The sequence below is a fragment of the Photorhabdus heterorhabditis genome (assembly GCF_001280945.1).
GTDB classification, from domain to species: domain Bacteria; phylum Pseudomonadota; class Gammaproteobacteria; order Enterobacterales; family Enterobacteriaceae; genus Photorhabdus; species Photorhabdus heterorhabditis.
This window is the reverse complement of the sequence record NZ_LJCS01000031.1, coordinates 15,900-28,854: the sequence shown is the minus strand read 5'-3', so window position 1 is coordinate 28,854 and position 12,955 is coordinate 15,900. Positions and strand designations below refer to the sequence as shown.

At 43.8% G+C, this 12,955-nt stretch carries 12 protein-coding genes and 1 pseudogene; 4 read left to right on the top strand and 9 right to left on the bottom strand.

Annotated features, from left to right (window positions below; translation table 11 throughout):
• The first annotated feature begins 66 nt into the window (after positions 1-66).
• From coaE to yacG, 3 genes are read left to right on the top strand one after another with little or no spacing between them, the layout of a single operon-like run.
• Entirely contained in the window at positions 67-690 is a 624-nt protein-coding gene (gene coaE / locus AM629_RS12025) for a dephospho-CoA kinase (protein ID WP_054479220.1), read from the top strand.
• Entirely contained in the window at positions 683-1,435 is a 753-nt protein-coding gene (zapD, locus tag AM629_RS12020; protein ID WP_054479218.1) for a cell division protein ZapD, read from the top strand. The genes coaE and zapD overlap by 8 nt, the downstream gene beginning before the upstream one ends.
• Positions 1,436-1,465: 30 nt before the next feature.
• Positions 1,466-1,663 carry a DNA gyrase inhibitor YacG gene (gene yacG / locus AM629_RS12015; protein ID WP_054479217.1) on the top strand — a complete coding sequence of 66 codons (198 nt, stop codon included), beginning with the start codon at positions 1,466-1,468 and terminating at the stop codon, positions 1,661-1,663.
• Between the two features lie 42 nt (positions 1,664-1,705).
• Here the strand turns inward: yacG and mutT are convergent, their stop codons facing one another.
• The 3 genes from mutT to secM all read right to left on the bottom strand — a co-directional run bounded on the left by mutT (position 1,706) and on the right by secM (position 5,534).
• On the bottom strand, positions 1,706-2,098 hold the full coding sequence (gene mutT, locus AM629_RS12010) for an 8-oxo-dGTP diphosphatase MutT (protein WP_054479263.1): 393 nt from the start codon (positions 2,096-2,098) through the stop codon (positions 1,706-1,708).
• Between the two features lie 116 nt (positions 2,099-2,214).
• Positions 2,215-4,926, bottom strand: coding sequence for a preprotein translocase subunit SecA (gene secA, locus AM629_RS12005; protein WP_054479215.1), 2,712 nt, complete (start codon positions 4,924-4,926; stop codon positions 2,215-2,217).
• Between the two features lie 80 nt (positions 4,927-5,006).
• Entirely contained in the window at positions 5,007-5,534 is a 528-nt protein-coding gene (gene secM, locus AM629_RS12000) for a secA translation cis-regulator SecM (RefSeq protein ID WP_054479214.1), read from the bottom strand.
• Between the two features lie 31 nt (positions 5,535-5,565).
• On the opposite strand from secM, the gene AM629_RS11995 reads away from it, so the two are divergent.
• Positions 5,566-6,090, top strand: a complete 525-nt coding sequence (locus tag AM629_RS11995) for a DUF721 domain-containing protein (RefSeq protein WP_054479213.1) — start codon at positions 5,566-5,568, stop codon at positions 6,088-6,090.
• A gap of 88 nt (positions 6,091-6,178) precedes the next feature.
• Here the strand turns inward: AM629_RS11995 and lpxC are convergent, their stop codons facing one another.
• The 6 genes and pseudogenes from lpxC to murC form a co-directional block, all read right to left on the bottom strand.
• Entirely contained in the window at positions 6,179-7,096 is a 918-nt protein-coding gene (lpxC, locus tag AM629_RS11990; RefSeq protein ID WP_054479211.1) for a UDP-3-O-acyl-N-acetylglucosamine deacetylase, read from the bottom strand.
• Positions 7,097-7,194: 98 nt separating this feature from the next.
• Positions 7,195-8,355: a cell division protein FtsZ gene (gene ftsZ, locus AM629_RS11985; protein WP_054479209.1), complete on the bottom strand. Its 1,161-nt coding sequence runs from the start codon at positions 8,353-8,355 to the stop codon at positions 7,195-7,197.
• A gap of 63 nt (positions 8,356-8,418) precedes the next feature.
• Positions 8,419-9,675: a cell division protein FtsA gene (ftsA, locus tag AM629_RS11980; protein WP_054479207.1), complete on the bottom strand. Its 1,257-nt coding sequence runs from the start codon at positions 9,673-9,675 to the stop codon at positions 8,419-8,421.
• 42 nt (positions 9,676-9,717) lie between these two features.
• Positions 9,718-10,520 (bottom strand): annotated as a pseudogene (ftsQ, locus tag AM629_RS11975) (cell division protein FtsQ).
• 1 nt (position 10,521) lies between these two features.
• Positions 10,522-11,442 (bottom strand): D-alanine--D-alanine ligase, encoded by a 921-nt coding sequence (locus AM629_RS11970; protein WP_054479205.1) that lies wholly within the window; start codon positions 11,440-11,442, stop codon positions 10,522-10,524.
• The gene (gene murC / locus AM629_RS11965) at positions 11,435-12,910 is read right to left on the bottom strand and encodes a UDP-N-acetylmuramate--L-alanine ligase (RefSeq protein WP_054479260.1); all 1,476 of its coding nucleotides are present in this window, start codon (positions 12,908-12,910) and stop codon (positions 11,435-11,437) included. Before murC ends, AM629_RS11970 begins: the two co-directional genes overlap by 8 nt.
• Positions 12,911-12,955 lie beyond the last annotated feature (45 nt).

Here is a 12,955-nt window from a genome sequence, read left to right as displayed (position 1 = left end):
TCTAGGTCATCTGCCTCCCTTTCGGTTACAATCCCAAAATACTATCAAGTAATGTTAAGGGATAGGATGACTTATATTATTGCACTCACAGGTGGGATTGGCAGCGGTAAAACCACTATAGCCAATGCTTTTGCAGCTCTTGGTGTTCCTCTTGTTGATGCAGATATTATCGCCAGAGAAGTCGTAGCTCCTGGAACTCCTGCGTTACAAGCCATCAAAGAACACTTTGGATATGAAATACTAACGCCAAATGGTAGCCTGAACCGAACACTGTTACGCCAGAAAATTTTCACAAATCAACAAGAAAAACAATGGATTAACCAACTCCTTCACCCTCTAATATATAAAGAAACCAGACGCCAATTAGAGCAGATAACTGCACCTTATGTGATTTGGGTTATTCCATTATTAGTCGAAAATAATTTGGGGCATCTGGCAGACCGGATTCTAGTCGTTGACGTTTCACCTGAATTACAAATCAACCGAGTAGCCACTCGTGATGGTATTAGCAACCAACAGGTTGAAAATATTTTGACTGCACAGGTATCCCGTAGCGAGAGGCTGGCTTATGCCGATGACATTATCTCAAATCATGATAACGTACAGGCAATTGCTCCTCGTGTTGCCGAACTACATCAACAATATTTAAGATTAGCTGGATCAGCCAGACAGGATAATCATGATGAGTGACCCAACTTCTACAATTATTTTTGAACACCCATTGAATGAAAAAATGCGATCATGGTTGCGAATTGAATCTTCTCTGCAACAGCTCACCAGTCAACGCCATTTAAACTCATTGGCAAGTAGCCTTGCCTTTTTCCGTACTGTTGCTGAACTCCTTGAAGTTTTAGAACGAGGTGAAGTACGTTCAGAACTATTAAAAGAATTAGAACGCCAACAAGCGAAATTAAAACAATGGGCCGAGATACCTGATGTTGATATTAATATCGTCAATAATTTCAGATTAAAATTAAAAGAACGAGCTGTTGCACTAAGCAAAGCACCACGGCTAGGGCAATCCCTTAAAGAAGATAAAATCATTAGTATGGTACGCCAGCGCCTCAGCATTCCAAGCGGCTGCTGTGGTTTTGATCTACCCACCCTGCATCTATGGCTTCACTTGCCACAATCAGAAAGAGATAAAATGGTTTCATTCTGGATTGATAGCTTGTTGCCACTCCAACAAGCCCTGGAAAGTATTTTAGAACTAATACGCCAGTCTGCTACCTTCCGTTCAGAAGTCAGTAAAAACGGTTTTCACCAAGATACAGCAGAAGGTTCAGATTTACTAAGATTACGGTTACCATTAAAACCTTTATTGTTCCCTCAAATCTCTGGTCATAAGACCCGCTTTGCTATCCGTTTTTTACCTCTGGATAGTGAAAAAGGCTCTATACCTGCTCATTTGCCATTTGAACTGGCATGCTGCTAAGATTACAAACTCATTATCCGGAGAGAGATTATGTCTGAGTTATTAACCATTGAATGTCCAATATGTGGTAAAAGTGTGGTTTGGGGAGAAATAAGCCCATACCGACCATTTTGCAGTAAACGCTGTCAGTTGATTGACTTAGGCGAGTGGGCAAATGAAGAAAAACGGATATCAAGCCAAAGTGAAGACTCCGATAGCGACGATTGGAGTGAACAACCTGAGCAATAATAAATAGCCGCGTTATTCATTATTAATGCGGCTATTAACAATTCAAGTAGTCAATAATGCGACAATGCTGCGATTAGCAGGTGGGAATTCATCTGCAATTAAATCTTTCTGTAATACCCACCGAGAAAGCTGACCCTCTTTGCCAAAAGGCTCATTTTCCCATTCACCTACCAAGAAAAAATAAAGGGTAATTAGTCTATCAGGAAAATCATGTTCAACCGTTTTTACCAACTCATAATGAGTAACAGTAATACCGATTTCTTCCTGTAGTTCACGAACCAAAGCCTGTTCAGGTGTTTCCCCTTTTTCGACCTTCCCACCAGGAAACTCCCAGAATCCCCCCATATGAGTATCAGCATGACGCTGAGTAATAAAAATTTCATATTGTGAGTTTCTAATAATTCCAGCAGCTATATGCAGGTGTTTCTTTTCCATATCACTATTATCTTCATCTATTTTTTGGCTGCTTAAACAACCAATAGTCAAATATCGTTTCCAAAGGAGGTAGATTAAGGCTGACAGTAAAAAGGCGGTTTCCCGCCTTTTCATCATTACTGCAAACGCCCATGGCAATGTTTATATTTCTTACCTGAACCACAAGGACAAAAATCATTACGGCCTACTTTACGAACACCACTGGCAATCTGAGCCTCTGTTTCAGACATCAAAGCACCTTTTTCAACTTCATGGCTTAATTGCTGTTGTTTTGCCAGACGTTCAGCTTCCATACGACGTTGCTGTTCTAATGCCTCAACCTCTTCCGGCATTCTCACCTGAACTTTGCTTAATGTACTAATCACTTCATATTTCAGTGATTCCAACATGTTTGCAAACATGGCGAAAGATTCACGTTTGTACTCCTGTTTTGGATCTTTCTGAGCATAACCACGTAGATGGATACCCTGACGCAGATAATCCATTGCAGCCAGATGTTCTTTCCACAACATATCCAGAGTCTGCAACATGATACCTTTTTCAAAGTTACGCATCATTTCAGTGCTAACAATCTCTTCTTTACGTTTATGGACTTCAATAGCCCGTTCAAGAATACGCTCACGCAAAGTTTCTTCATGTAGTTCAGGCTCTTTATCCAACCACTCTTTGATCGGTAGCTCCAAATCAAAATCAGCAATTAAACGCTGCTGCAAACCTTCTATATCCCACATCTCTTCCAGAGATTGAGGGGGAATATAAGCATCAATGGTTGCTTTAAATACATCTTCACGAATGCTACTAATAGTTTCGCTAACATCACTGACATCCAGCAAATCATTGCGTTGTGTATAGATAGCACGACGCTGATCATTAGCAACATCATCATATTCCAGCAATTGCTTACGTATGTCGAAGTTACGGCTTTCTACTTTACGCTGAGCATTGGCAATAGCTTTAGTTACCCAAGGGTGTTCAATCGCCTCACCAGGTTTCATACCAAGTTTACGCATCATACCCGTAACACGATCAGATGCAAAAATACGCATCAGTGAGTCTTCCATTGATAAATAGAAACGAGATGATCCAGCATCCCCTTGACGACCGGAACGCCCACGTAACTGATTATCAATACGGCGGGATTCATGACGCTCCGTACCGATAATATGCAAACCACCCGCAACCAGAACAATATCATGGCGCTCCTGCCATGCAGCTTTAATCTCTTCAATCTGCACTTCTGTTGGTTCTTCCAGTTTAGCAATTTCTGCCTGCCAGCTACCTCCCAGCACAATATCGGTACCACGACCAGCCATATTAGTCGCAATAGTTACTGCACTCGCCTGACCAGCCTGCGCAATAATATCTGCTTCCATTGCATGGAATTTAGCGTTAAGCACGTTGTGCTCGATACCCGCTTTAGTCAATTCATGGGAAACCAGTTCAGATTTTTCAATAGAAATAGTTCCCACCAATACCGGCTGCCCTTTACCGGTACGTTCGCGGATATCTTCAATGATAGCTTCAATTTTTTCAGCTTCAGTCATATAAACCAGATCCGGCAAATCATTACGGATCATTGGTCGGTTTGTTGGCACCACAATGGTATCAAGCTTATAAATAGAACTAAATTCAAATGCTTCTGTATCTGCCGTACCGGTCATACCCGCCAGTTTTTCATACAGACGGAAGTAATTTTGGAAAGTAATCGAAGCAAGAGTTTGGTTTTCGTTTTGAATTTCTACGCCTTCTTTGGCTTCAACAGCCTGATGTAGCCCATCAGACCAACGACGCCCTTGCATAGTACGGCCAGTATGCTCATCAACAATAATGACTTCACCATCTTTCACGATGTAATCAACATCACGGGTAAATAAAGCATGAGCACGTAACGCAGCGGTAACATGGTGCATCAACATAATGTTAGTGGGTGAATACAGGGATTCACCTTCTTCCATCAATTTGGCATCCACCAGTAATTGTTCAATCAGAACCAAACCGCGTTCTGTCAAGTTAACCTGGCGAGACTTCTCATCAACAGAAAAGTGCCCCTCTCCCTGGAAAGTATCTGAATCTTCTTTTTCCTGACGGATCAGTTTAGGAATCAGCTTATTAACTTTAATATAAAGCTCAGAGCTATCTTCAGCAGGGCCGGAAATAATCAATGGAGTACGGGCTTCATCAATCAGAATGGAATCAACTTCATCCACCAGAGCATAATGCAGTTTACGTTGAACACGTTCTTCTGGACTAAATGCCATGTTGTCACGAAGATAGTCAAAACCATATTCATTGTTAGTGCCGTAAGTAATATCCGCTGCATATGCCTGACGTTTAACGGGTGCAGGCATACCTGGCAGGTTGACACCAACACTCAACCCCAGAAATTCAAACAGTGGACGGTTATTTTCAGCGTCACGTTGTGCCAAATAATCATTCACCGTAACTACGTGAACACCACGGCCAGTCAATGCGTTCAAATAAGCAGGCAAAGTAGCTGTCAATGTCTTACCTTCACCGGTACGCATCTCAGCAATACAACGCTCATTCAAAACCATACCACCCAGTAACTGAACGTCGAAATGACGCATAGCAAACACACGCTTACTTGCTTCACGTACTGTCGCAAATGCTTCAGGTAACAGATTCTCCAGCGATTCGCCTTTTTCCAAACGAGCACGAAATTCAACCGTTTTACCTTTTAATTCGTCATCAGATAGCTTTTCAAATTCTGACTCCATACAGTTGATTACATCAACTACCTTACGCATACGACGCAATGTACGATCATTACGACTACCAAAAACCTTAGTTAATAATTTAATCAGCATAATTAGTTACATCTCAGATAAGGCCGTTATCTCGCAGCCAACAAATAGTTATTTATTAGAAACTTGTAAAAAAATGAAGATCAAAGGTAAGCAGAAGGACCTGCCCGAATACCCTGGGCTTTTGCAATCCAAAACACCGTTGTATGAGAAGATTGTGATGCGGTAATCAGGAACTGTGTATCTGAAACCGGTTCAGGTAGCTGGGGCTCCCGAGTTAACAGTGCATTCAGCGTTTCCAGCACAAGCTGCTGAATATTGGAAGAACTTAACCGAATACTTTGTTTTGCTGTTTCATCGTTCAGAGGTTGGGAAACAAAAAAAGCAAAAGAAAGCTGCCGGATCATATTACGTACAGCATGTTGTTGCCAGTAATTAGCACCATTATTGGCAGGCTGACGCTGAACATTTTGCTGTGAGAATAGGTTATCAAAAGCCGATAAAGCCTGATTTTGCCAACGCTGACTGGATGATATATTGGCTTGTAAGATATTATCCGTAACACCCACTAAGATGGTAGGAACACCAATACTTGCCGCGACCATCCCTAATAACAGATGTGGCCAGAAATAACGTCTACCAAATTGTCGCCAAAGATTTAGAATACCCATTAATCCTTCGTTATATCGGAACTACTTTTATATGCGCGACAGTCGCCCACAATCATTAGATGTTCTTTTTGAAGACGCTTCTACCGTTGAGAAAAGCCCGCTTCAAGTTATCCAGCAACGTGCTGTCGCTTTATTAAAACTAAATCGGGCAGTTATTAGCCTACTCCCCGCACAATTACATCCGTGGTGCCGGGTCGCCAATTATCGCAAACAAATTCTGGTACTGGAAGCAGGAAACGCCAGTTGGATGACCAGATTACGTTACGAGTTGCCAACGCTGCTCTCTACATTAAGAAGTGAAATTCTACCATCATTGTCATCGATCGACATCAGGATTAACCCATCACTAATGGTTAAGCATGACAATAATGCGCAGAGCCTCGCAAAAACAATGAGTATCAGTCACAAAACCTCACCGATACGTCGGTTAAGTCAAGAGAGTGCTAAGGAATTAATAGTATTGGCGAACCGTAGTCCGAAAAAATTAAAGGAAAGATTGGAACGATTGGCTGCACTAGCCGGAGAGGGTGCCAGCACAGCCAACAAGAAGCGCTAACGCTGAGTAAAAAACGTCAGCGAAAACAAAATCACAGATAGCATAACCCACTGATGTATCATTGAGTTATCTCTTGCATACCCAAGAGTTATGCCATTACAGTTGATGGAGTACGAAAAGCCTGTGGCATTTCAGCTTCATCTTCGAAAGTGATCAGTTCCCATGCACTTTCTTGCGCCAAAACTGCCTGCAACAGTTTATTGTTCAATGCATGACCAGATTTGAACGCAGTAAATGCGCCTATGATGTTATAGCCACACATAAATAAATCACCAATTGCATCTAGCATTTTATGGCGAACAAATTCGTCTTCAAAACGCAAACCATCTTCATTAAGCACACGATAGTCATCAACAACAATCGCACAATCAAAACTACCGCCTAAACACAAGCCTTTAGATTGTAAGTACTCAATATCACGCATAAAGCCGAAAGTGCGTGCACGACTGATTTGGCGCACAAACGCGTCTGCTGAAAAATCCAGGCAGTAACGTTGAGAACTTGAATCAATCGCAGGATGATTGAAATCAATAGTGAAATCCAGACTGAAACCATTATAAGGTGTCATCTCTGCCCACTTATCGCCATCTCCCACACGAACAGCTTCTTTAATACGCAGGAATTTTTTAGATGTGTTCAATTCTTCAATACCAGCATCCAGCAGCAAGAAGACAAACGGGCTGGCACTGCCATCCATAATAGGAATTTCTGGCGCATCAACTTCGATAACAATATTATCGATACCCAACCCTGCAAGTGCTGCGTTCAGGTGCTCAACTGTTGAGATTCGCACATCATGCTCATTTACCAGGCAAGTACAGAGCATAGTATCACGCACAGATTTTGCATCTGCCGGAAAATCAACCGGTGGATTCAAGTCAGTGCGACGATAGATGACCCCGGTATTAGCCGGTGCTGGGCGCATTGTCAGCGTGACCTTCTTACCGGTGTGCAAACCGACGCCAGTCGCCTGAACAATACGTTTAAGTGTCCTTTGTTTGATCATCGTTTTATCTCGCAATGTTATCCATCCTGCCAACCACTATACACTATGGTTGGCGGGGGAGTTTAGCACAAAAAGCGGAGAATCCAATCTTTTAGCTATTAATCGGCCTGTTTACGTAAAAATGCAGGAATATCCAGATAATCTGGTTCCTTGTTTGTTTGTGCGTTTTGGTCATTCACCACTTTTGCCGCAGGTTTATTCTCTTCAGACAATGAGGACAGACCACCAGACAACTGCTGATGGCGGTGCTCCATTGCACTTGATTGAGATACCTTGTTGGTAACTAGCGTAATTTCAGGACGCTTATCCATGCCAATACCAGTAGCAACCACAGTCACACGCAACTCATCATTCATGTCTGGGTCCAGAGAAGTACCGATAACGACAGTTGCATTATCAGACGCGAATGCCCGAATAGTGTTACCCACAGTTTCGAACTCATCCAAACGCAGATCAAAGCCAGCAGTAATGTTAACCAAAACACCACGAGCACCAGACAAGTCGATATCTTCTAGTAACGGGCTGGAAATTGCCATTTCAGCGGCCTCTTCTGCACGATCTTCACCCTGAGCAATACCAGAACCCATCATCGCGTAGCCCATTTCGGACATCACGGTGCGCACGTCAGCAAAGTCAACATTCATCAAGCCTGGACGTGTTATCAGTTCGGCAATACCCTGAACTGCACCTTTCAAGACGTCATTAGCTGCACCAAAAGCATCCAGTAGTGAAATACCACGGCCAAGAACTTTCAACAACTTGTCGTTAGGGATAGTAATCAATGAATCCACATGTTTGGACAGTTCAGTGATCCCTTGTTCAGCAAATGCCATACGTTTCTTACCTTCAAAATTAAAAGGTTTAGTCACAACGGCAACTGTCAAAATCCCAAGTTCTTTTGCAATTTCAGCGACCACAGGTGCTGCGCCAGTACCGGTACCGCCTCCCATACCGGCAGCGATAAATACCATATCCGCACCATCAAGAGCAGTACGCAATGAATCACGATCTTCTTGTGCAGCCGTACGACCAACTTCTGGGTTTGCACCAGCCCCCAAGCCTTTAGTAATACCATTACCAATCTGAATAGTCTGGCCGACAGCAGTTTTACGCAATGCCTGAGCATCCGTATTTACTGCGAAGAATTCAACACCTTCGATGCGCTCGCGCACCATGTGCTCAACAGCATTACCGCCGCCACCGCCGACGCCGATGACTTTAATCACCGCGTCATTGGTTAATTCTATTGGTTCAAACATAGTTTCTCTCCGCTTTGTGCCTTTATATCGAGACCAAAAAACAGATGTAGTCTCTGTATAAAATTAAAACTCTTTTTTCAGCCAGCTACTGACTTTCTTAAACCAGCGACTCACTGAAATATGTTTTTCAATATCCGCATCACCATTAAGGTGAGAGGCTTTTCCGTAATGCAACAACCCTACTGCTGTTGAATAATAGGGTTCCTGCGCATAGTCCGTCAGGCCAGTAATATTAAGAGGTTGACCAATACGCACTTGAGCGTGGAATACACGCTGAGCACATTCAGCCAAACCATCAATCTGGGCACCACCACCGGTTAAGACAATACCCGCAGCCAAATGGTGTTTAACACCTTGCTGACGTAACTGTTCCTGCAATCGCAGGATTTCATCATTCACTAAATTCAGTAATTCGATGTAACGTGGCTCAATCACTTCAGCCAGCGTTTGGCGCTGTAAGCTACGCGGTGGGCGCCCACCGACACTCGGTACCTCCACACTTTCATCCTTGCTAACCAACGAACCCAGCGCACAACCGTGACGTACTTTTATCGCTTCGGCATCGCTTGGTGGTGTACCAAAGGCATAAGCAATATCGCTGGTAACGACGTTCCCAGCGTAAGGGATTACTTTGGTATGACGTAGCGCTCCGCCGGTATACACCGCAATATCCATCGTCCCACCGCCAATATCTACCACACAAACGCCTAGTTCACGCTCATCCTCAGTCAAAACCGCATAGCTGGCAGCCAAACCGGAAAAAATAAGCTGATCGACTTTCAAACCACAGCGCTCAACGGCTTTTGCGATATTTTTCGCCATATCGTTATGGCAGGTAATCAGATGAACTTTCGCCTGCATACGCACTCCGGAAAGCCCTACCGGATTTTTGATGCCTTCCTGATAATCGATCGCATACTCTTGAGGAATAACATGGAGTATCCGGTATTCATCGCGTACACGAACCGATTTGGCAGTATGAACGACATTGTCTACATCTTCCTGGGTGACTTCCTCTTCAGAAATGGGAACCATCCCAATCTCATTCTGACAACTGATATGTTTTCCAGATAACGCCAGATAAACAGAAGAAATTTGACAATCCGCCATCAATTCAGCCTGATCGATAGCCCGCTGTACACATTTAACAACCGACTCCAGATCGTTGACACCACCTTTATCCATGCCGCGGGATGGACAGCTTCCCACCCCGATAATATTAACCATACCATCGGGCAGAATTTCACCAACAAGGGCAGATACCTTTGCTGTGCCAATCTCAAGGCCAACTACTAATTTTCTGTCCGTCGATTTGATCATTGTTATTCTGCCTGCCTCTATATTATTGCCAGTAACTGTTTATTACCCATTGACCGGAGCATCAGGAGCACCAATTAGTAAAGGAGCCCAACCTACCGCGGCACCACTGTCATAACGTAAATCCACATAATCCACTCTTTTCTCTGTGTTCTGCTGTAATAGTGGATAAAGCTCGATAAAACGTTTAATACGACCTGTTGTATTCATTCTTCCCAGCTTTAGTCGGATATCATTATCCAGTGTCAATTGCCAAGAACGACGATCAGTCATTGCCGCAGCTTTTAATTTCAATTTATTGGCAGCGAGAAGTTTAGCCATTGCCCGGTAGCTATCAAGCACCTCTTTCTCACTACCTTGTGGGCCATAAAGCATCGGGAAATGACCTTTAGCTTCCCATTCAACCGGTATACTGAACACCAGCCCTTCGGCATCCAGCATTTGTGTATCATTCCAACGCACATAAGGAACATATTCTACCAGATGAATTCTCAGCTCATCAGGCCACTGTTTACGGACAGTGACTTGCCTTATCCATGGCATTCGTTCAATCTGTTGCTGAATGATATTCACATCTTGCGTCATGAAAGTTCCCGGCTGCCCTAATGACAAAATTGCCTGCCGAATATCATCGTTGGTGGTGTAATGACGTTCACCCGTTACCACCAGCTTTGAAATAGGCAATCTGTTAGCATCTTTCATCCAGTTAAGAACTGCCCCCCCCCCCAAATAATGATCCCAAGTACCATCAGGAAGAAGATAAGTCCTGCCAGATAAGAGCCGTTACTAGGGCGGGAACGACTATTTTCACTATCCCGCCCTTTTACTTTCAGGGCCGCCTGAGACATATCAATCAGCCAACTCCAAAATCTTTACTACCAATTGTGAGAAATTTAACCCTGCTTGACGTGCTGCCATTGGTACCAAGCTATGGTTGGTCATCCCCGGAGATGTATTCACTTCTAACAGATAGAAACCACCATCAGTGTCCATCATGACATCTACCCGCCCCCAGCCACTGCATCCAACCGATTTGTAGGCTTTTAGTGCTAGTTCTGCCAGTTGTTGCTCTTTTTCATCACTTAAGCCACTCGGACAAAAGTACTTCGTTTCCTCAGACCAATATTTTGCATCATAGTCATAAAAAACAGCAGCGGGCTGAATACGGATAGAAGGTAAAGCCGTCTCATCAAGAATAGCGACAGTGTATTCTGGGCCGTACAACCATTTTTCTACCAACAAGTCAGTGTCATAACGAAATGCTATTTCCAGTGCGCCACGCAACTCTGAAATCTCATTAACCTTAGTCATACCCACACTGGAACCTTCCAGACTTGGCTTAACAATTAATGGTAAACCTAAATCTGCTACATATTCTTGGAGTTGCGAATCAGTAAATTGTTCAAACTGCTGAAAATTAATTGCAACATATGGCGAGACAATTAACCCTATCCCTTGCCATAACTGCTTTGTACGCAATTTATCCATCGACAATGCAGAAGCCATCACACCACTTCCGGTATAAGGCAGCTGCAAAAATTCCAATACGCCTTGCAAAGTACCATCTTCCCCGCCACGACCATGAAGAGCGATAAAGACTTTCTCAAATCCTGCCTCTTTAAGTTGCGTTACAGGAAAATCTTTTGTATCAACTGGATGAGCATCAATACCTGCTTCTTTCAATCCAGCTAGCACGGCATGTCCCGATAACAGTGAAACTTCACGCTCAGCAGAAGTTCCTCCCAACAATACCGCGACTTTCTCAGCCATGGTGTTTTTCCTCATTCAAAGATGGCTGTAATTTGGTTTCAGCCAGATTGCGCGCTATTTTGCCTATATTCCCGGCCCCTTGAACCAGAACTAAATCATTACCGTCTAGTACCTGGGCCAACACAGCGGCCACTTTTTCTGGCTCAGATACCAGAATCGGATCTAACTTACCTCGGCTACGGATAGTACGGCACAACGAACGGCTATCCGCCCCCGGAATAACCCCTTCGCCAGCAGAGTAAACGTCCAGCATTAGCAATACATCCACCTGATTCAATACATTGGCAAAATCATCGTACAGATCACGCGTCCGAGTATAACGATGGGGCTGAAATATCATCACAATACGTTTATCCGGCCAGCCAGCACGAGCGGCTTTAATGGTTGCATCCACTTCCGTTGGATGATGACCATAATCATCAACCAACATTGCACTACCACTTTTGCGGTTAACATGCTCCAGAGAAAAATTCCCCAGAAAATCAAAACGGCGTCCGGTTCCCTGAAAACCGGCTAACGCAGCCAGCATATCACTGCCAGAAATACCTTCTTCAGTTGCCACAGCAATTGCTGCTGCCGCATTTAGCGCATTATGGCGACCCGGTGCATTCAAGACGACTTTCAAATCAACCATATCTTGGCGACTAACAGTAAAATACCCTTGAGCACCTTTTTGCTCATAATGGGTGATACGTACATCTGCTTCCTCACTGAAGCCATAAGTCGTGATATAGCGTCCCACACGAGGGATTAACTCTTTGACGACTGGATCATCAATGCACATGACTGCACGCCCATAGAAAGGTAAGTTGTGCAGGAAGCTGATAAACGTCTGTTTCAGTTTTTCAAAGTCACCATGATAGGTATCCATATGGTCTGCTTCGATATTAGTAACTACTGCCACCATGGGTTGCAAATGCAGGAAAGAAGCATCGCTTTCGTCCGCTTCAGCAATTAAATAGCGGCTACTACCGAGACGGGCATGTGTTCCTGCTGCTTTGACTAAACCACCATTAACAAACGTTGGGTCTAAACCAGCTTGTGCATAAATGCTGGAAATCATCGCCGTGGTAGTTGTTTTGCCATGAGTACCAGCAATAGCAATACCATGACGGTAACGCATCAGTTCTGCCAACATTTCTGCTCTGCGAATGACCGGAATCCGAGCTTCACGAGCAGCAATAATTTCTGGGTTATCTGCTAAGATTGCAGTTGAAGCCACAACAACACTCGCATCCAGTACATTTTCAGGACGATGGTTAAAATAAATCTGAGCACCCAACTTAGTTAGTTGCCGAGTTACCGGATTTGGCGCCAAATCAGATCCGCTAATCTGATAACCTTCATTGGCCAACACTTCGGCGATCCCCCCCATGCCAGCACCACCAATGCCGACAAAGTGGATATGCCTGACTTTTCTCATTTCAGGCACGAAAGCTCTTAATTTCGCCAGTTGTTGTGTATTCACGTTTTCTTCTTCACTGTGTATGTTTACTTCACCACCCTTTTTCAG

Excerpts from the sequence above, each read along its gene's own strand:
- coaE (WP_054479220.1), top strand. The coding sequence starts at position 67 with ATGACTTATATTATTGCACTCACAGGTGGGATTGGCAGCGGTAAAACC.
- zapD (WP_054479218.1), top strand. The coding sequence starts at position 683 with ATGAGTGACCCAACTTCTACAATTATTTTTGAACACCCATTGAATGAA.
- yacG (WP_054479217.1), top strand. The coding sequence starts at position 1,466 with ATGTCTGAGTTATTAACCATTGAATGTCCAATATGTGGTAAAAGTGTG.
- mutT (WP_054479263.1), bottom strand. The coding sequence starts at position 2,098 with ATGGAAAAGAAACACCTGCATATAGCTGCTGGAATTATTAGAAACTCA.
- secA (WP_054479215.1), bottom strand. The coding sequence starts at position 4,926 with ATGCTGATTAAATTATTAACTAAGGTTTTTGGTAGTCGTAATGATCGT.
- secM (WP_054479214.1), bottom strand. The coding sequence starts at position 5,534 with ATGGGTATTCTAAATCTTTGGCGACAATTTGGTAGACGTTATTTCTGG.
- AM629_RS11995 (WP_054479213.1), top strand. The coding sequence starts at position 5,566 with ATGCGCGACAGTCGCCCACAATCATTAGATGTTCTTTTTGAAGACGCT.
- lpxC (WP_054479211.1), bottom strand. The coding sequence starts at position 7,096 with ATGATCAAACAAAGGACACTTAAACGTATTGTTCAGGCGACTGGCGTC.
- ftsZ (WP_054479209.1), bottom strand. The coding sequence starts at position 8,355 with ATGTTTGAACCAATAGAATTAACCAATGACGCGGTGATTAAAGTCATC.
- ftsA (WP_054479207.1), bottom strand. The coding sequence starts at position 9,675 with ATGATCAAATCGACGGACAGAAAATTAGTAGTTGGCCTTGAGATTGGC.
- AM629_RS11970 (WP_054479205.1), bottom strand. The coding sequence starts at position 11,442 with ATGGCTGAGAAAGTCGCGGTATTGTTGGGAGGAACTTCTGCTGAGCGT.